15 protein-coding genes are annotated in these 18,047 nt (G+C 73.4%); 10 read left to right on the top strand and 5 right to left on the bottom strand.

Annotated features, from left to right (window positions below; translation table 11 throughout):
* The first annotated feature begins 20 nt into the window (after positions 1-20).
* The 4 genes from aroC to BDZ31_RS22105 are packed head-to-tail and all read left to right on the top strand — an operon-like array spanning position 21 to position 4,316.
* On the top strand, positions 21-1,187 hold the full coding sequence (gene aroC, locus BDZ31_RS22120; RefSeq protein ID WP_183345241.1) for a chorismate synthase: 1,167 nt from the start codon (positions 21-23) through the stop codon (positions 1,185-1,187).
* On the top strand, positions 1,184-2,761 hold the full coding sequence (locus BDZ31_RS22115) for a bifunctional shikimate kinase/3-dehydroquinate synthase (RefSeq protein WP_343075672.1): 1,578 nt from the start codon (positions 1,184-1,186) through the stop codon (positions 2,759-2,761). The genes aroC and BDZ31_RS22115 overlap by 4 nt, the downstream gene beginning before the upstream one ends.
* Positions 2,758-3,228 carry a type II 3-dehydroquinate dehydratase gene (locus tag BDZ31_RS22110; RefSeq protein ID WP_183345240.1) on the top strand — a complete coding sequence of 157 codons (471 nt, stop codon included), beginning with the start codon at positions 2,758-2,760 and terminating at the stop codon, positions 3,226-3,228. The genes BDZ31_RS22115 and BDZ31_RS22110 overlap by 4 nt, the downstream gene beginning before the upstream one ends.
* Positions 3,225-4,316, top strand: coding sequence for a M24 family metallopeptidase (locus tag BDZ31_RS22105; protein ID WP_183345239.1), 1,092 nt, complete (start codon positions 3,225-3,227; stop codon positions 4,314-4,316). The genes BDZ31_RS22110 and BDZ31_RS22105 overlap by 4 nt, the downstream gene beginning before the upstream one ends.
* Here BDZ31_RS22105 and BDZ31_RS22100 read toward each other — a convergent pair.
* Positions 4,306-5,580, bottom strand: coding sequence for an MFS transporter (locus tag BDZ31_RS22100; protein ID WP_183345238.1), 1,275 nt, complete (start codon positions 5,578-5,580; stop codon positions 4,306-4,308). The two genes, BDZ31_RS22105 and BDZ31_RS22100, sit on opposite strands and share 11 nt — an antisense overlap.
* Positions 5,581-5,645: 65 nt before the next feature.
* Entirely contained in the window at positions 5,646-6,539 is an 894-nt protein-coding gene (locus BDZ31_RS22095) for a phosphatase PAP2 family protein (RefSeq protein ID WP_183345237.1), read from the bottom strand.
* Positions 6,540-6,700: 161 nt separating this feature from the next.
* Here BDZ31_RS22095 and efp point away from each other — a divergent pair, with 161 nt between their 5' ends.
* From efp to BDZ31_RS22065, 6 genes are all read left to right on the top strand, one after another.
* A complete protein-coding gene (gene efp, locus BDZ31_RS22090; RefSeq protein ID WP_183345236.1) occupies positions 6,701-7,261 on the top strand; it encodes an elongation factor P in 561 nt (186 codons plus the stop codon).
* Positions 7,262-7,270: 9 nt separating this feature from the next.
* Positions 7,271-7,729, top strand: coding sequence for a transcription antitermination factor NusB (nusB, locus tag BDZ31_RS22085; protein ID WP_183345234.1), 459 nt, complete (start codon positions 7,271-7,273; stop codon positions 7,727-7,729).
* Positions 7,726-7,944 (top strand): hypothetical protein, encoded by a 219-nt coding sequence (locus BDZ31_RS22080; RefSeq protein WP_183345232.1) that lies wholly within the window; start codon positions 7,726-7,728, stop codon positions 7,942-7,944. Before nusB ends, BDZ31_RS22080 begins: the two co-directional genes overlap by 4 nt.
* Before the next feature lie 14 nt (positions 7,945-7,958).
* Positions 7,959-8,882: a polyprenyl synthetase family protein gene (locus tag BDZ31_RS22075; protein ID WP_246345791.1), complete on the top strand. Its 924-nt coding sequence runs from the start codon at positions 7,959-7,961 to the stop codon at positions 8,880-8,882.
* Positions 8,879-10,834: a 1-deoxy-D-xylulose-5-phosphate synthase gene (dxs, locus tag BDZ31_RS22070; RefSeq protein WP_183345230.1), complete on the top strand. Its 1,956-nt coding sequence runs from the start codon at positions 8,879-8,881 to the stop codon at positions 10,832-10,834. Before BDZ31_RS22075 ends, dxs begins: the two co-directional genes overlap by 4 nt.
* 258 nt (positions 10,835-11,092) lie before the next feature.
* Positions 11,093-14,251 carry a DUF11 domain-containing protein gene (locus BDZ31_RS22065; protein ID WP_183345228.1) on the top strand — a complete coding sequence of 1,053 codons (3,159 nt, stop codon included), beginning with the start codon at positions 11,093-11,095 and terminating at the stop codon, positions 14,249-14,251.
* Positions 14,252-14,351: 100 nt separating this feature from the next.
* Here BDZ31_RS22065 and BDZ31_RS22060 read toward each other — a convergent pair whose 3' ends face one another.
* The 3 genes from BDZ31_RS22060 to BDZ31_RS22050 all read right to left on the bottom strand — a co-directional run bounded on the left by BDZ31_RS22060 (position 14,352) and on the right by BDZ31_RS22050 (position 17,893).
* A complete protein-coding gene (locus BDZ31_RS22060) occupies positions 14,352-15,743 on the bottom strand; it encodes a glycoside hydrolase family 6 protein (RefSeq protein WP_183345226.1) in 1,392 nt (463 codons plus the stop codon).
* Positions 15,744-15,938: 195 nt separating this feature from the next.
* On the bottom strand, positions 15,939-17,354 hold the full coding sequence (locus BDZ31_RS22055) for a glycoside hydrolase family 6 protein (RefSeq protein WP_183345224.1): 1,416 nt from the start codon (positions 17,352-17,354) through the stop codon (positions 15,939-15,941).
* 197 nt (positions 17,355-17,551) lie between these two features.
* The gene (locus tag BDZ31_RS22050) at positions 17,552-17,893 is read right to left on the bottom strand and encodes a hypothetical protein (protein ID WP_183345222.1); all 342 of its coding nucleotides are present in this window, start codon (positions 17,891-17,893) and stop codon (positions 17,552-17,554) included.
* Between the last annotated feature and the right edge of the window lie 154 nt (positions 17,894-18,047).

The following is an 18,047-nucleotide window of genomic DNA, read 5'->3' as shown; positions in this document are numbered from 1 at the left end:
CCATCTAACCTTCACGCCCTATGGGTCTCCGTCTCATCACCGCCGGCGAGTCGCACGGTCCCGGCCTCACTTGCATCGTCGAAGGGCTTCCCGCCGGCCTCGAGCTGGAGCAGGACGCGATCAACCGCGACATGGCGCGCCGCCAGCTCGGCTTCGGCCGCGGCGGCCGCATGAAGATCGAGAGAGACCGCGCCGACGTCACCGCCGGCGTCCGCCACGGCCGCACGCTCGGCGGCCCCGTCGCCCTCCAGGTCCCCAACAGGGACTACGGCAACTGGGAGGAGCGGATGAACCCCTGGCCGGTCGAGAGAGAGATCCCCGAGGTCCATCTCCCGCGCCCCGGCCACGCCGACCTCGTTGGCACCTGGAAGTACCGCACCGGCGACGTGCGCGACATCCTCGAGCGCGCCTCCGCGCGGGAGACGGCCGCCCGCGTCGCCGGCGGCGCGCTCGCGAAGGCGTTCCTGAGAGCGGTCGGCGTCGAGATCCGCTCGCACGTCACCCGCATCACGTCGATCACGGCGCCCGCGCGCGACAAGCCCCTCACCGTCGAGGACTTCGAGGGCGTCGACGACAGCCCGGTCCGCTGCCTCGACGACGAAACGTCCAGAGCGATGGTCAGGGAGATCACCGTCCTGCGCAAGAACAACGAGTCGCTCGGCGGGATCTTCGAGGTGATCGCCTTCGGCGTCCACCCGGGCCTCGGCTCGCACGTCTCGTGGGAGGAGCGGCTCGACGGCCGCATCGCGATGGCGATGATGTCGATCCAGGCGATGAAGGGCGTCGGCATCGGCGACGGCTTCGACGTCGCCGCCGTCCCCGGCTCCCAGGCCCACGACGAGATCTTCTTCGACGAGCAGCGCGGCTACTACCGCGAGACCAACCGCGCCGGCGGCCTGGAGGGCGGCATGACGACCGGCGAGCCGGTCGTCGTGAAGGTCGCGATGAAGCCGATCCCGACGCTGACCAAGCCGCTGCGCTCGGTCGACATCGACACGAAGGAGCCGGCGCAGGCGCTGCGCGAGCGGACCGACTCCTGCACCGTCCCGGCGGCCGGCGTCGTCGGCGAGGCGATGCTCGCGCACGTGCTCGCCGACGCCTACCGCAGGAAGTTCGGCGGCGACCACATCGACGACGTGCGCGAGGCCGTCGCCGCCTACGAGCAGCGGATCGGGTGGACGCGGTGAGCGACGCCGCGAAGCCGGTGCTCCCGGACGACCGGGCGCTCGTCTTCGTCGGCTTCATGGGCGCCGGCAAGACGACCGCCGCGCGCCGCCTCGCGAGACGGTTCGGCGTCGAGGTCGTCGACGCCGACGCGCGCATCTCCGAGCGGCTCGGCATGCCGATCGACCGCTGCTTCGCCGAGCAGGGCGAGGCCGCCTTCCGCGCGTTGGAGGAGGAGCTGGTCGGCGAGCTGCTCGAGACCGCCCGCGGCGGCGTCTTCTCGCTCGGCGGCGGCGCGCTCCACTCGGAGCGGATCCGCAACGCGCTGAGAGGCCACACGACGATCCTGCTCGACGTCGACGTCAACGTCGCGTGGGAGCGGGCCGCCGGCCGCGGCCGCCCGCTCGCGCGCGACCCGCAGGAGTTCCGCGAGCTCTACCTGCGCCGCCGGCCGATGTACATGGCCGCCGCCGACGTCGTCCTGCCGGCCGACCGCAGGGACCGCATCGACGCGGCGCTGCCGTCGATCCTCGCGCTCGCCGACGCGCCGGCGGGCACGCGCCTGCTGTGGGCGACGAGCGCCTCGGGCGACTATCCCGTCTTCGTCGGCCGCGGCCTGCTCGGCGCGACGCTCTCGCCGGTGGGCGGCAACGGCTTTCTCGTGACCGACGACCAGGTCGGCCCGCGCTACGCCGACCGCCTCGGCCGCGAGCTGGCCGCGACGATCGAGATCCCGGCCGGCGAGACGAACAAGTCGTTGCAGACCGCCGAGCAGGTGTGGATCGCGCTCGGCGAGCACGGCATGACGCAGAGCGACCACCTCGTCGCGCTCGGCGGCGGCGTCGTCGGCGACCTCGCCGGCTTCGTCGCGGCGACCTACCAGCGCGGCGTCCCGGTCGTCCAGATCCCGACGACGCTCGTCGCCCAGGTCGACTCGGCCTACGGCGGCAAGACCGGCGTCGACCTCCCGAGCGCGAAGAACTACGTCGGGGCCTACCACCAGCCGAGCGCGGTCGTCGTCGACGTCGACACGCTCTCGACGCTCCCGCGCGAGGAGGCGGCGGCCGGCTACGCGGAGGTCGTCAAGACGGCGCTGATCGCCGGCGGCCACCTGTGGGAGCGGGTCCGCACCGGCGCCGACCCCGACGCCGACACGATCTTCGAGTGCGCCCGCACGAAGCTCGCGGTCGTCGCGATGGACGAGCGCGACGGCGGCGTGCGGCAGGTGCTCAACCTCGGCCACACCGTCGGCCACGCGATCGAGACGGTGACCGGCTACGCCCGCTACCGCCACGGCGAGGCGGTCGGCCTCGGCCTGCTCGCCGCGCTGCGCCTCTCCGGCCAGGACGAGCTGCGCGACGAGGTCGCCGCGCTGCTGGCCGCCAGGGGGCTGCCGGTCTGGATCGACCCGGCCGAGGTCGATCTCGACGCCGTCGTCGCCGCGACCGCGCGCGACAAGAAGCGGCGCACCGGCCAGCCGGTCCCGTTCGTGCTGCTCGACGGCCCCGGCGCCGCCCGCCCCGGCTGCCAGGTCGGCGACGAGGAGCTGCGCGCCGCCGTCGGCGAGCTGGCGCAGACCGGGGGCGGGGCGTCGTGAGCCGCCGGGATCGCGTCGCCGTCCTGCACGGGGTCAATCTCGACCAGCTCGGCCGCCGCGACCCCGACCACTACGGCGCGCTCACGCTCGACCAGCTGGAGCGGAAGATCTCCGGCTTCGCCGAGGAGCTGGGCCTCAAGGTGCAGTTCTTCCAGACCAACCACGAGGGCGAGTTCGTCGAGTACCTCCACCGCGCCTCGGAGCTGGCCGACGGGCTGATCCTCAACCCGGGGGCGTGGACCCACTACTCGTGGGCGATCCGCGACGCGCTGGAGATCACCCAGCTGCCGAGCGTCGAGGTCCACCTCTCCGACGTGCACGCGCGTGAGGAGTGGCGCCAGCTGTCGGTGATCCGCGACCTCTGCGTCGCGACGGTCGCCGGCAAGGGCGCCGACGGGTACCGCGACGCGCTCGAACGGGTACGAGAGGCGTTGGACCCGGAGCCGAGAGGGGATGCCGCCGCATGAGCACCGCCAGCCAGACCGCGACCCGCGCCGACCGCCTCGCCGCACTCGCGGCCGAGCGCGAGCTGGACGCGCTGCTCGTCACGCGGCTCGTCAACGTCCGCTACCTGACCGGCTACACCGGCTCCAACGGGATCACGGTCGTCGGCGCGGACGGGCTGCGCCGCTTCGTCACCGACTTCCGCTACGTGACGCAGGCCGAGGAGCAGGTCCACGGCTACGAGCGCGTGATCGGGGAGACCGACCTGCTCGAGCAGGTGGCGCCCGGCCTGCCCGACGGGCCGGTGAAGCTCGGCTTCGACGACGCGCAGGTGTCGGTCAAGACGCACGCGCGGCTGCGCGAGCTGCTGCCCGAGCGCGTCGAGCTGGTCCCCGCCGGCGGGCTGGTCGAGCAGCTGCGGCTGGTCAAGGACGCGCAGGAGGTCGAGCGGATCCGCGCCGCGGCGCAGCTCGCCGACGCCGCGCTGGAGCGGGTGCTGGAGGAGGGCCTCGTCGGCCGCACCGAGCGCGCGGTCGCGCTGGCGCTCGAGCACGAGATGCAGCGGCTCGGCGCGCGCGCCGCGAGCTTCGACACGATCGTCGCCGCCGGCGGCCACGGCGCGCTGCCGCACGCGACGCCGCGCGACGTCGAGATCCCGGCCGGCACGCTCGTCGTGATCGACTGGGGCGCCGAGCTCGACGGCTACTGCTCCGACTGCACCCGCACCTACGCGACCGGGACGGTCGACCAGCAGACGCGCGACGTCTACGAGCTGGTGCTGAGAGCGCAGCTCGCCGGGCTGGCCGCGGTCGGCCCGGGCCTGAGCGCGAGAGCGGCCGACGCCGTCGCGCGCGACCTGATCGCCGTCGGCGGCCACGGCGAGCGGTTCGGCCACGGCCTCGGCCACGGCGTCGGGATGGAGGTCCACGAGGCGCCGCGGCTGTCGAGAGCGTCGACGGCGACGCTCGCCGCCGGCAACGTCGTGACGGTCGAGCCGGGGATCTACCTCCCGGGCGCGCTCGGGGTCCGGATCGAGGATCTCGTGCTCGTGACCGACGACGGCCGCGAGGTCCTCAGCACGCTGTCGAAGGAGCTGACGGTCATCGGCTGAGCGGCTCGGCGGCCTCCCCGCCGGGGCCCTCCGCGGTCGTCTGCGCGCCGGGCGGCGCGTCGCGGCCGAGCGCGCGCGTCTCGCGCGGCAGCAGCCCGAGCAGCAGCACGGCGGTCGCGAGCAGGCCGCCGGCCGCCATCACCTCGGTCGGCCCGAGCTCGTCGGCGAGCACGCCGACGAGCAGGTAGCCGACCGGCAGCAGCGCCAGCGATCCCATCCAGTCGTAGGAGGTGACGCGCGACAGCGCCCGCGGCGGGATCCGCTCCGCGAGCGTCGTCTGCCACCAGACGCCGAACAGCGCGACGCCGACGCCGGTCGCGGCCCCGACCGGCAGCAGCGCGGCGAACGGCAGGCCGGCGGCGAAGACGACGAGCATCAGGCAGAACGGCAGCACGAGCAGGATGCCGGCGACGAGCGGCCGGCCGGCCCGCCAGCGCAGCGCCAGCAGCGAGCCGACGGCGGTGCCGAGGCCGACGCTCGCGGCCAGCCAGCCGAAGCGCGCCGGATCGCCGTAGTGCTCGCCGGCGACGGTCGGGCCGAGCACGACGTACGGCGCGTAGGCGCCGACCAGCTGGAAGGAGAAGACGGCGATCGTCACCCACACCCACGTGCGCGAGCGGACCTCGCGGAAGCCGTCGAGCAGCTCCCGCCGCAGCGAGGTGCGCCGGGCCGGCTCGCCACGCTCGCGCGGCCGCACGAACGCGAGCAGCGCGGCGCTGAGGAAGAAGGTCGCCGCGTCGACCGCGAAGGCAGCGCCGGTGCCGACGGTCAGCACCAGCGCGGTCGCCAGCGCCGGCCCGGCGAACTCGGCGAGCGTCTGCGTCAGGTGGTTGAGCGCGTTCGCCTCCTGGATCAGCTCCTCCGGGACGGTCTGCGGGACGAGTCCGCTGAAGGCCGGCCGGAAGAACGCCTCGGCGGCGCCGAACAGCGCCTCGATCGCGACGAGCTGCCAGATCTCGATCGCGTCGGCGAGGATCAGCAGCGCCAGCAGCACGTGCAGCGAGCCGCGGATCAGGTCGGTCGACAGCATGATCCGGTGGCGGGGGAGGCGGTCGGCCCAGACGCCGCCGAGCAGCAGGAAGCCGATCTGCGCCGCGGTGTAGGCGCCGAGCACGAGCCCGAGGTCGGCGGTCGAGCCGGTCCGCTCGGCGACCAGCAGCGCGAGCGCGACGAGCACGATCCGGTCGCCGGTCGTCGAGATCGTCTGGCTCAGGAACAGCCAGCGGAAGTCCTTGTGCGCCCAGAGCGTCGAAAAGCGGTGCATCGCGGCGGAGCGTATGTCGGGGGAGGGCTCGGCAGCGCCGCGCCGCGGCCACCGTAACCGACCCGTCAGCGGCCGGCGAAGGTTCTGGACGAACGGCGTTCGGGCTCGTCGCGCCGCTCGGGCAGCGCCGCACGCATCGCGGCCAGCAGCGCCGCCATCAGGATCGCGGCGAGGCCGGCGATCGTGACGCAGGCGCCGGCGAAGGCCCCGTCGACCGCCGACCAGTCGACGGCGCCGGCGCGCCCGGCGGCGACGATCCCGAGCGTGGCGAGGTAGCCGGCGAGCAGCAGCAGCCCGCCGATCACGACGTAGCGGCGCGCGATCGCCGGCCGCGGCGCGCGCGAGGCGTCGCGCGCGTGGCGCGCGGCACGGCTGTCGACGAGCGCGACCGCGGCGGCCCAGAGCACGACGACGAAGTAGGCGCCGGCGACGTCGCTCGGACGGTGCCAACCGGCCGCGAGGACGGCGATCCCGATCGCGGCGCCGTAGAGGACGGCGACGAGCGCGACCGCCCGCCGCACCGGCCGCGGCGCGACGAGCGTCGCCGCGACCGCGACCGCGAAGGCGACCGTCGCGTGGCCGCTGGGGAAGCTGTTCTCCCAGATCCGCCCGTCGATCAGCAGGTCGGGGCGCGGCAGCAGCCGCTTCAGCGCCTCGGTCGTGACGACCGAGCCGCCGATCACGGTCCCGGCGACGAGCGCCAGCTCGATCCGGCGGCGGACGACCGCCTGGACCATCAGCGCCGCGGTCGCGAGCGCGAGCGTGCCGATGCTGATCGTCGTCAGCAGCTGCTGGGCGGCGTCGTGGGCGCCCGGCGTCGCGAGCGAGCGGCCGTCGAAGGCGCCCTGGTCGAGCCGCTGCCCGTGGTAGGTCCGCACCAGCAGCGTGTACGCCGCCGCGACGCCCGCCGCGCAGGCGAGCGCGAGTGCCAGCAGCGGGAGCGGACGGGCCGGTCGCACCGACGCGAGGCTACCCGTCCGGGGAGCGCCGGCCCCACGCGGCGGTCGCCTCTGCCGTGGGCCTGACGCGTCCGGCGCCGCCACGCGGCGCGGCCGCGCTCGCAGGCCCGCTGACGACCGGGCGCGATCCGCCGGCCGACACGCCTACAATCCCCGGTCGGATGATTTCTACGAACCAGCTCAAGAACGGCAACCACGTCGAGGTCGACGGGACGATCTACAAGGTGGTCGAGTTCCAGCACGTCAAGCCGGGCAAGGGTCCCGCGTTCGTGCGCACGAAGCTGCGTCGCTCCAGCGACGGCGCGATGCTCGACAAGACCTTCCGCGCCGGCGAGAAGTTCCGTGCCGTCCGCACCGAGGTCCGCAAGATGCAGTTCCTCTACGCCGACGAGACCGACGCCCACTTCATGGACGCCGAGAGCTTCGAGCAGACGGCGATACCGGTCGCCGCGCTGGGCGACGCGCTGCAGTGGACGCGCCCGAGCGACACGGTCGACCTCCTGTCGATCGACGGGGTTCCCGCCGACATCCAGCTGCCGAGCGCCGTCGATCTCGAGGTCACCGAGACGGAGCCGGGCCTGCGCGGCGACACCGCGTCGGGCGGCGGCACGAAGCCGGCGACGCTGGAGACGGGCGCGCGCATCCAGGTGCCGCTGTTCGTCAACATCGGCGACAAGGTGCGGGTCGACACGCGCTCCGGCGACTACGTGTCCCGCGCGTAGCGCGCCGCCGTGGCTCGTCGAAGCGATCAGCGACGCGAGGCGGTCTTCGCGCTCTACCAGCACGACCTGACGGGGCGTCCGCTCGACGAGACGCTCTCGCGCGAGGCCGCGCCGTTCACGCGCGCGCTCGCCGAGGCCGCGCTCGCCCGCCAGGCGGAGTTCGACGGGCTGATCAGCCGCCATGCCGAGGGCTGGACGCTGCAGCGGATCGCCCCGCTGGAGCGCTCGATCATGCGCGTCGGCCTGCTGGAGATGCTCCATCCCTCCGACGTCCCGGCCGAGCGGCCGATCCCGCCCGAGGGCGCGATCGACGAGGCGGTCGAGACGGCGAAGGCCTACTGCGGCGCCGAGGCGCCGAGATTCGTCAACGGCGTGCTCGCCGCGATCCTGCGCGAGCAGCGGCCGGCGCCCGCTGGCGGCAACGGCAACGGCGCCGACCGGCGGCCCAAGGGGGGCGTCCCGCGATGACGAGCGTCGACCAGCTCGAGTACTTCACCCGCCAGCTCGAGGAGGCTGCCGCGCGGCTGCGCGGCGGCGAGCTGGAGCCCGAGCAGGCGGCGCGCCTGGTGGAGGAGTGCGCGCGCGTCGCCGGCGACGCCGCGAACGAGCTCGACCGGCGCGTGCGCGCCGCCGCCGACCCGCCGGCGCCAGGTCAGACGACCCTTCCGACGCAGACCAGCTGACGCGAGAGAACGCCATGAGCACCGACGCCCCCGCCGAGACCGCCCCGATGAGCGGCGACGCCTACCCCGACGACCTCCGCCGCGAGGTCGAGCGCTACCTCGAGCGGCTGACCTTCGCCGACGCGGCGACCACCGGCGTCGCCGGGCTGGAGGAGGCGATGCGCTACTCGCTGCTGGCCGGCGGCAAGCGGATCCGCCCGGTGCTGGCGCTCGCGACGGCGCGGGCGCTCGGGCGCGACGCGGCCGAGGTGCTGCCGATCGCAGCGGCGCTCGAGCTGATCCACACCTACTCGCTGATCCACGACGACCTGCCGGCGATGGACGACGACGACCTGCGCCGCGGCAGGCCGACCTGCCATCGCGCCTTCGGCGAGAACGTCGCGATCCTCGCCGGCGACGGCCTCTACGCGGAGGCGTTCCGGCACGTGCTGGAGCAGCAGCGCGGCGAGCCGGCGGCGATCCTGGCGGCGGTGCGCGAGCTGGCGTCGGCGACCGGGATCAACGGGATGGTCGGCGGGCAGTACCTCGACGTCGCGCACGCGGCGCCGGAGGGGGCCGACGGGCTGCGCCATCTGCACGCGCTCAAGACCGGCCGCCTGATCGGCGCCTCGATCATGTGCCCGCTGCTGCTCGACCCGACGCGGGGACCTGCGACAATCGACGCCTTCCGCAGCTTCGCGAACGAGCTTGGCGTGCTCTTCCAGATCGTCGACGACATCCTCGACGTCGTCGGAGACGACGACGCACTCGGCAAGACCCACGGCAGCGACGAGCGCCTCGGCAAGCGCACGTACGTCAGCGAGTTCGGCCTCGAGCGGGCGCGCGAGCTGGCGGCCGAGTCGCATCGCGGCGCCCGCGCGGCGCTCGCGAAGGCCGCTCCCGGCGGCGCGGCCGAGCTGGCCCAGATCACCGACTTCATCTACACGCGAACGTCATGAGCGAACCGATCCTCCCGCGCGTCGAAGGGCCTGAGGACCTCAAGGGCCTCTCCGACGAGCAGCTGCAGCAGCTCGCGCAGGAGGTGCGCGAGCACATCATCGAGACGGTCGGCGAGATCGGCGGCCACTTCGGCGCCAACCTCGGCACCTGCGAGCTGGCGGTCGCGCTCCACTCGGTGCTCGAGTCGCCGCGCGACAAGATCCTCTGGGACGTCGGCCACCAGGCTTATCCCCACAAGGTCCTCACCGGCCGCCGCGACCAGCTCGCGACGATCCGCAAGTACGGCGGCCTGACGCCGTTCTGCGCGATCGAGGAGTCCGAGCACGACATCATGGGCGCCGGCCACGCCTCGACCTCGATCGGCTACGGCGTCGGCCTCAAGGAGGCGATGCGCCGGGGACAGGGCGAGGACGGCGCGGTCGTCGCCGTCATCGGCGACGGCGCGATGACCGGTGGCGTCGCCTTCGAGGCGATCCACCAGGCCGGCGGCCTCGGCACGCCGATGGTCGTCGTGCTGAACGACAACGGCATGTCGATCTCGCCGAACGTCGGCGCGCTGTCGCGCTACTTCAACCGCGTGCGGCTCAACCCGAAGCTGTGGAAGGCGCGCGAGGGCGGCGAGGAGTTCCTGACGAAGCTGCCGGCCGGGATCGGCGACCGCTTCGCCCACCTTGGCCCGCAGCTGAAGGAGTCGATCAAGGCCTTCTGGGCGCCGGGGATGCTGTGGGAGGAGCTCGACTGGGCCTACATGGGCGTGATCGACGGCCATGACGTCCACGCGCTGCGCGAGGCGCTGAGCGAGGCGATCGCGGCCGAGCGCCCGGTCGTCGTCCACATCTCGACGGTCAAGGGCAAGGGCTTCGCGCCGTCCGAGGAGGGCGGCCTGGAGGGCATGGAGAAGTGGCATGCCGCCAAGCCGAAGTCGATCGCCAACGGCGCGCCCGCGCCGTCCGCGCCCGCCGCGAAGCCGACCGCCGGCGCGGCGGCGCCGGCGAAGCCGCCGCAGTACACCCAGGTCTTCGGCAACGCGCTGGTGGAGGAGTGCCGCCGCGACGAGCGGGTCGTCGGGATAACGGCCGCGATGAACTCCGGCACCGGCCTCAACATCCTCCAGAAGGAGCTGCCGGAGCGCTACTTCGACGTCGGCATCGCCGAGCAGCAGGCGATCCTGTTCGCGTCCGGCCTGGCGCTGCAGGGCTGCAAGCCGGTCGCCGCGATCTACTCGACCTTCCTCCAGCGCGCCTACGACCAGATCGTCCACGACGTCGCCCTGCAGAGACTGAACGTCGTCTTCGCGATGGACCGCGCCGGACTGGTCGGCGACGACGGACCGACCCACCACGGCGTCTTCGACATCGCCTACCTGCGCGCGCTGCCGAACATGGTGCTGATGGCGCCGCGCGACGAGGCCGAGCTGGTCCACATGCTGCACACGGCGCTCCTCTACGACGACGGCCCGATCGCCCTGCGCTACCCGCGCGGCGAGGCGGTCGGCACGCCGCTGCCGGCGGCGCCGCGGGCGATCCCGATCGGCACCGGCGAGATCCTGCGCGAGGGCGACGGCAAGGTCGCCCTGCTCGGCTACGGCAGCGGCGTCGGCAAGGCGCTGGACGCGGCCGCGCTGCTGGCCGACCACGGCATCCGCGCGACCGTCGCCGACGCCCGCTTCGCGAAGCCGATCGACGCCGGCCTCGTCGCCCAGCTGCAGGCCGAGCACGACCTGCTCGTGACGATCGAGGAGGGCGTGCTGACCGGCGGCTTCGGCACCGGCGTCTGGGAGACGCTCTCCGACAGCGGCATCGCCTCGCGGATCCTGCGCGTCGGCCTGCCCGACCGCTTCGTCACCCACGGCGCCCCGCCGCTGCTGCACGAGGAGGTCGGCTTCACCGGCCAGGCGATCGCCGACCGCGTGCTGGCCGCCGTCGGCAGCAGAGCGCCCGCGACCGCCTAGCGGGCGCGCTCTGCGGCGGCGGCTCGCGCGCGCCCATAATTCGCCAGAGCTCACCAATCCTCCACCGCTTATGTAGATAATCGCGGAGCCGAACATGTCAGTGAACGATTGCGTTCACTGTCAGGTGCGCGCTCGATTACCGCTTCGACTCCTTGTCACTATGATGGCCGCTGGTGGGCCTCGCGGTCGCAGCGGCGGGGCCGTGTTTCGACATGGGCCGAGGCTGGATGCCGTCGGCCCGCGACGACGGGAGACACGATGGCAAGGATCTTGCGGAGAGGCGCGGGAGGGGCCGCGCCCACGGTGCCGCGTGGCCGCAGACGGCGCGTCCGCCGCGCCGCGCTCGCTGCCGCGCTGATGACGGTCGCCGCCGGGGCCGCGGCGCCCGCGGCGAGCGCGGCGCCCTGGAGCTGCGACGCGGCCGGGTACGTGACGCAGTTCGACACGAGAGGCACCGGCGGCAACACGCTCTTCCAGCGCGCCGACAGACAGCCGGACGGCTCGTATGCGCTGACGACGCTGGGGCAGACGACCGGCACGCACATCAACGCGCTCGCCTTCCGCCCGCACGACGGCTTCATGTACGCCGTCGACAACACCAGCAGAAGCCTCGTCCGCATCGAGAATGACGGCTCCGGCAGACCGCTGTTCACCGACATCGGGCAGCCCGTGGGCGCGCCGACCCACGCGATGATCGTCGGCGCGATCCTCGCCGACGGGACCTTCTTCGTCTGGGGCAACGCGACGACCACCGGCGCGATCTACGACATCTCCGGCCCGACGCCGAGAGTCGTCAGAACCCTCTCGGCCGCCGACGCCTCGGTCGTCGGCGCCGACGTCGCCGTCAGCCCGATCGACGGCAAGCTCTACACGACGAAGGGCGCCGGCACCCACGAGCTGATCGTCGACCTCGCGACCGGCACGGTGACCGCCGGCCCGATCGTCGCGCCGGGCCACATCGCCGGCGGCCAGTGGTTCCTGCCCGACGGCACGCTGCTCGCGTACAACAACACCGCGACCGTGCCGCAGGCGATCTTCGCGATCGACATCGCCGGCCAGACGATCGACGCGCTCGGCCCCGCGCCGGCGGCCAGCAACGTCGACGCCGCCTCCTGCGCCAACGGCCTGGCGCTGACCAAGGACGTCAGCCCGCGCACCGTGACGGCCGGTGGCGAGCTGGTCTACACCTACCGCGCGACCAGCCGCGCGCTGCAGGCCGGCACGCTCAGATTCTCCGACGTGCTCCCGGCCGGCATGAGCTACGTGCCGGGCGGCGTCACGGTCGACCCGACCGCCTTCGGCACGCCGAGCAGCTACGCCGACAGCGACACGCTCACCGTCAGCGGTCCGATCATGCCGGGCGAGACGGTCACGATCACCGCGCGCGTCCGGGTCAGCCCCGATCACGGCTGCGACGTGAACGCCGCCAACCAGGCGCAGGGCACGCTGACCGTCGGGGCGCTCCCGCCGATCACGGTCGACTCCGACGATCCGACGACCGTCGACCCCGGCGACGAGACGCTCGCGCGGGTCGTCTGCTCCGCCGACCTCTCGATCGTCAAGGTGCCGAGCGCCAGCCCGGCCCATCCCGGTCAGCCGCTCGACTACACGCTGACCGTCCGCAACGACGGCCCCAGCACCGCCCGCGACGTCGTCGTCGCCGACACCCTGCCGTCCCAGCTGACGGTCACGAGCGTGCCGGCCGGCTGCACCGCGAGCGGCCAGGTCGTCAGCTGCGCGCTCGGCGCGCTGGCGCCGGGCGCGGTCCAGACCATCCAGATCGGCACGACCGTCGCCGCCTCGGCGACCGGCACGATCGTCAACGAGGCGACGGTGACGGGCAGAACGCCCGATCCCGACCCCGGCAACAACCGCTCGACGCCCCCGACCCCGATCGAGGAGCTCGCCGACCTCTCGATCGTGAAGAGAGCCAACCGGGCGAGAGCGATCCCCGGCGAGCGGATCACCTACACGCTCGAGGTCGCCAACCACGGCCCGAGCACGGCGAGAAACGTCGTCGTCAGCGATCCGCTGCCGGCCGGCGTGAGCCATGTCTCGTCCGACAGAGCGTGCAGACTGGCCCGCGGCACCGTCACCTGCACGGTCGACACGCTGGCCGCCGGCGCGACGACCAGCTTCAGAATCGTCGTCAGAGTCGCCAGCTCCGTCGACAGACGGATCGACAACACCGCCACGGTCACCAGCGACACGAGAGATCCCGACCCGGGCAACAACAGAAGCACCCGCAGAGTGCCGCTGGAGCCGCGCGCCGACCTGTCGATCGTCAAGCAGCCGTCGGTCGAGCGCGTGCTCGTCGGGCAGCAGCTGTTCTACACGCTGGTCGTCCGCAACGCCGGCCCCAGCGACGCCACCGGCGTGACGGTGACCGACACCGCCGGCAGCGGCCTGACGCTGCTGTCGGCGGAGGCGAGCCAGGGCCGCTGCACCCTGCAGGGCGCGACCGTCACCTGCGCGATCGGCAGAGTGGCCTCCGGCGGGACGGCGCAGGTGCTCGTCTCGGCCCGCGCCGACGCCCCCGGCGAGCTCGTCAACGGCGCCGAGGTCGAGGGCGACCAGGAGGATCCGAGAACGCCGAACAACAGAACGACGACGAGAGTCCCGAGCGTCGAGCCGCCGGTGCCGCCGACGCCTGAGGCGCCGCCGGCGATCCCGCAGGAGGCCGACCTCGCGATCGTCAAGCGGGCCGACCGCGGCCGCGTCGTCGGGGCGAGAGCGATCAGGTACACGCTGGTCGTCACCAACAAGGGCCCGGGGACCGCGACCGGGGTCGAGGTGCTCGACACGCCGAGCCTCCCCGTGAAGGTCCGTTCGGTCCGGCCGACGACGGGGAGCTGCACCCGCACGGTGCCGATCCGCTGCCAGCTCGGCACGCTGGCGCCGGGCGCCGAGGCGCGGATCGCGATCGTCGTCCAGCCGCGCGCGGCGGGCACGCTGCGCAACGCCGCGAGCGTGACCGGGAACGAGCCCGACCCGAACGCCGGCGACAACCTCGGCCGCGCGACGACGAAGGTCCGCGGGCTGCTGCGCCTGCGCAAGAGCGCCGATCGCCAGGTCGTGCGCGCCGGCGGCCAGCTGCGCTACACGCTGCGCGTCACCAACGCCAGCGGCTTCGCGCTGCGCGGCGTGCGCGTCTGCGACCGCCTGCCGTCCGGCATCGCGCTGGTCCGCTCCGCGCCGAGAGCGACGCTGCGGCGCGGCGCCCACTGCTGGACGATCCAGCGCCTCGGCGCCGGGGCGACGAAGCGGATCACCTTCGCCGCCCGCGTGCTGAGAGGCGCCGCCGGGCGCAAGGTCAACACGGCGACCGCGACGGCGCCCGGCGCGGCGATCGTCCGCGCCAAGCGCGCGGTGACGGTCGCGGCCGGCCAGGTCAAGGCCGGCGGCGTGACCGGCTGACCGACCGCTTCGTGCGGGTGGCCGGGGTCAGCGCCCCGGCCGCCCGCCGGCGGGCAGCCGGCGGGCCGCTGCCGCCGAGCGGCCGGGCAGCGCCGCCGGCTCAGCGCGGCAGGCGGAAGTTGGCGTTCTTGATCAGCTCGAGCGCGTAGCTGAGCGCGAAGCTGCCGGCCGGCGCGTCGAGTCTGCCGCAGCTGCCGGCCGAGCGGCCGGGGTTGCCGATCCAGAAGACCCCGTCGAGGCGGCCGAAGCGGGCCGGCACGTTCCACGTCGGCTTCGGCCCGAGGCCGCGGTCGGGGGCGTTGCAGCGGATCGAGTTGCCGTAGCGGACGCGGTTTCTCGGCCGCAGCGCGCCCTTGCCGTTGGTCGCCGTGTTGATCACGTAGTGCTTGCCGCCGATGCGCGCCGAGATCTTGTTCGCGTACTTGATCTCGCGCAGCGTCTTGTTCTGGTGGGTGGCGTTGGTGTAGAAGCCTTGGATCCGCCCGACGCCGACCTTGCGCAGCAGCTTGGCCATGTTCTGGGGCGGACGGGCGTCGCTGGCGCCGGCGTCGACGTAGACGACCGCGCGCGGCAGCGCCGCCAGCGTCGCGATCGCCGAGCGCATCTCGTCGATGCGGGTGCGCAGGCCGCGGCGGGAGAGGCACTTGACGGTGATCAGCGCGTCGATCTCGTAGAAGATCACCACCCGCTGGTTGCCGACCCCCTGGGCGAACTTGCGGTACCACTCCTTGTAGCGGGCCGCCTCGCGCCGGCTGTCGCCGACGCCGCCGCAGCTGCGGTGGCGCAGCCGGTAGGTCGCCAGCAGCGGGACCTCGTCGGGATCGTGGTGGTGGGCAGCCGACAGCCACTGCGCGACGGCGTGGCCGGGCTTCCTGTTCCAGCTGCCGAACCGCTTCGCCTCCGGCTGCTCGGCGATCACCGACAGCGCTCTCGCCGCGGCCGGCCGCTTGCGCCGGATTCTGCGCGCGACCGTGCCGGCCAGCGTCGCGGGCGGGTTGGTGTAGAAGCGGGCGCCGTGCAGCGGGTTGCCGCCGGGCGGGGGCGGGTTCAGCCCGAGCGGGTTGACCGGGTCGCGCTCGGTCGAGATCGCGTCGTCGTCGACGATCGTCAGCAGCGCCCGCGACGGTCTGCCGACTCTCTCCGGGTAGGTGCCGAAGATGCCGACCGCGATCGTCTCCTTCGGCTCGACGAGCGGGTCGTCGACGATCGGGACCTGGAAGGAGCCCTCGCGCTGGCCGGGGGCGAGGTCGACCCGTCCCTTCACCGGCTTGTAGTCGTGGTGCGGCTGGGCGCTTCTGTGCCAGGCGCCGTAGCGGACCTCGCCGCGCCGCGACGGGTCGTCGCGGGTGAAGGTGATCGTCGCGGCGCCGGCGCCCTCCTCGACGGTGAACGTCGTCGAGGTGAGGCGGACGGCCGCCCCGGCGACGGCCGGGGCGACGGCGAGCGCGGGCAGCGCCAGGCACGGCAGGATGAGCAGCTTGCGGAGGGACATGGCTCGACGGCCTCCCAGTCGTCGGGAAATCCGCCGGGAAGTTACCCGTGCCCTCCTCGTGCACACGTCCGTACACGGACACCGTCCCACCGCTCAGGCAGCGATGGGACGGTTTGGGAAATGTTTGCCTTGCAGGGATTCCGGATCGCGGGGAGCGACCGGAGCGCGGCGTCCGCAGGCGCCGGTTGTTGGCGCCTAGCGGATCGCGTGGTTGGCGTTCTCGATCAGCTTGAGCGCGTACTCGAGCCAGAAGCTGCCGGTCGGCGGCACGCGTCTGTACAGCTTCAGCGCGCATCTGCCGGCCGAGCGGCCGGGGTTGCCGATCCACACGAGCGCGTCGAGGCCGGTGTATCTCGCCGGCACGTCGGAGGTCGGTCTGGGGCCGAGGCCGTTCTGCGGCGAGTTGCAGCGGAACGAGTTGCCGTGCTTGACGCGGTCCTTCGGCACGTCGGGGCCGCGGCCGTTGCCGGAGGTGTTGACGACGAAGCGGGCCTTGCCACCGGTCAGCCGCCGCAGCTGCTGTGCGTACCTGATCTCCTTGCTCGTCCAGTTCTGGTGGGTCGCGTTGGTGAAGAAGCCCTGGATCTTGCGGACCCCGACCTGGCGCAGCTTCGCCGCGATGTAGGGCGCGCCGTGGGCGAGCCCGGAGCCGGCGTCGACGTAGACGACCGCGTGCGGCAGCTTCGAGAGTACGTCGATCGCGTAGCGGAGCTCCTCGATCCGCGCGGCGCGGCCCTTGGCCGAGAGGCACTTCATCGTGATCAGCGCGTCGATCTCGTAGAAGAGGACGATCCGCTGGTTGCCGATCCCGGCGGCGAACTCGTCGTACCAGCGCTTGTAGGAGGCGACGTCCTTGCGCGAGTCGCTGACCCCACCGCACTGCAGATGCTTGAGCCGGTAGGTGGCGACGAGCGGGACCGAGCCCGGGTCGGTCTGCTGGACGCGCTGGAGGTAGGTCGAGATCTCGAACCGCGGCCGCTTGGTCCAGGTGCCGAACCGCTTGGTCTCGGGCTGCTCGGCGATCACGCGCAGCTGCTCGGCGGCCTTCGGGTGGCGGCGCTTGTGCTTTCTGATCGCGACCTGCGCGAGTCCCCACTCCTCGTCGACGAAGAAGCGCGCGCCCTGGAGCGGGTTGCCGTTGGTCGGCGCGACGTCGAGCATCAGCGGGTTGAGGGGGTCGCGCTCGGTCTTGACGGCGTCGTTGTCGAGGATCGTCAGCTTGCCGCGGTTTGGGGTCCCGAGCTTCATCGGGTACGGGCCGTAGAGGCCGACCTTGACCGTCTCGGGCCCTTCGACGATCGCGTCGTCGACGATCGGGACGTGGAAGAACGCCTCGGTCTGCCCGGGCGCGAAGTCGACGCGCCCGCTGACCGGCTGGTAGTCCTGGTGGGCGGTCGCGCTGCGGTCGTACCAGACGCCGAAGCGGACTCTGCCGGCCTGGCGGGCGTCGGTGCGGACGACCTTGATCGCGGCGGAGCCGTCGCCCTCGGTGACCGTGTAGGACTCGGAGGCGAGGCGGACGGTGCCGTCGGCCGAGGCGGCGGGGACGGCGACGAGCGTCAGGAGCGACGCCGCCGCGACGGCGGCGAGGCGGGGGATGGTTCGGGACATGGAGGTGGGGACTGGGGACGGGGACGCGCGCACCGCGTCAGTGCATCCCTGTCAGTCGGCCGCGCCGCCGTGCGCTGGAGCGAAGCGGTCGGCGAGCGGACGAATCGCCGACGTCGGAGGGCTCCGCGACGCGGAACGGCCCGCCGAGGCGGGCCGTTCCGGAGGGAGATGCGTCGGTGGTCGCGGCGGCGGCCGGGTCAGCGGCCGCTGTAGCGGGTGCCGGCGTTGAGCGCGAGCTGCGCGGCGCCGATCAGGGCGACGAAGAGCGCCGCCGTGCCCTCGCCCGCGAGCGCGAGCGGGAGCGCGACGGCGACCGCGCCGAAGGCGAGGCCGTAGTCGAAGCCCTGGTGCGCGGCGACGGCCCGCGGCTGGGTCGCGTCGAGCGCGAGGCCGATCGCGAGCACGCCGATCAGGCCTGACAGGAGCACGCCGGCCGGGCCGAAGCCGAGCGCGAACGGGGCGGCGAGGGCGAGCACGCCGAGCAGCAGCTCGACCGCGCCGTGGGTGGGGAGGGAGAGTGGGCGAAGCGCCGTCAGCATGGCTCCATCGTGGGCCTGCGCACCGGGAAGGTGTGTGAGCTTCGGCACAGCTGAACGGTCGCGTTCGACGTCGTCGTGGCGTTCGCCACATATCGCGCGATCGCCTGCGGGACGGGCGATCGCGTGCGCTCGCGCAGGGTGGTGTGAGCTTCGG

It is taken from the genome of Conexibacter arvalis, assembly GCF_014199525.1.
Taxonomy (GTDB): Bacteria; Actinomycetota; Thermoleophilia; order Solirubrobacterales; family Solirubrobacteraceae; genus Conexibacter; species Conexibacter arvalis.
This window is presented reverse-complemented; position numbering and strand designations above follow the sequence as displayed.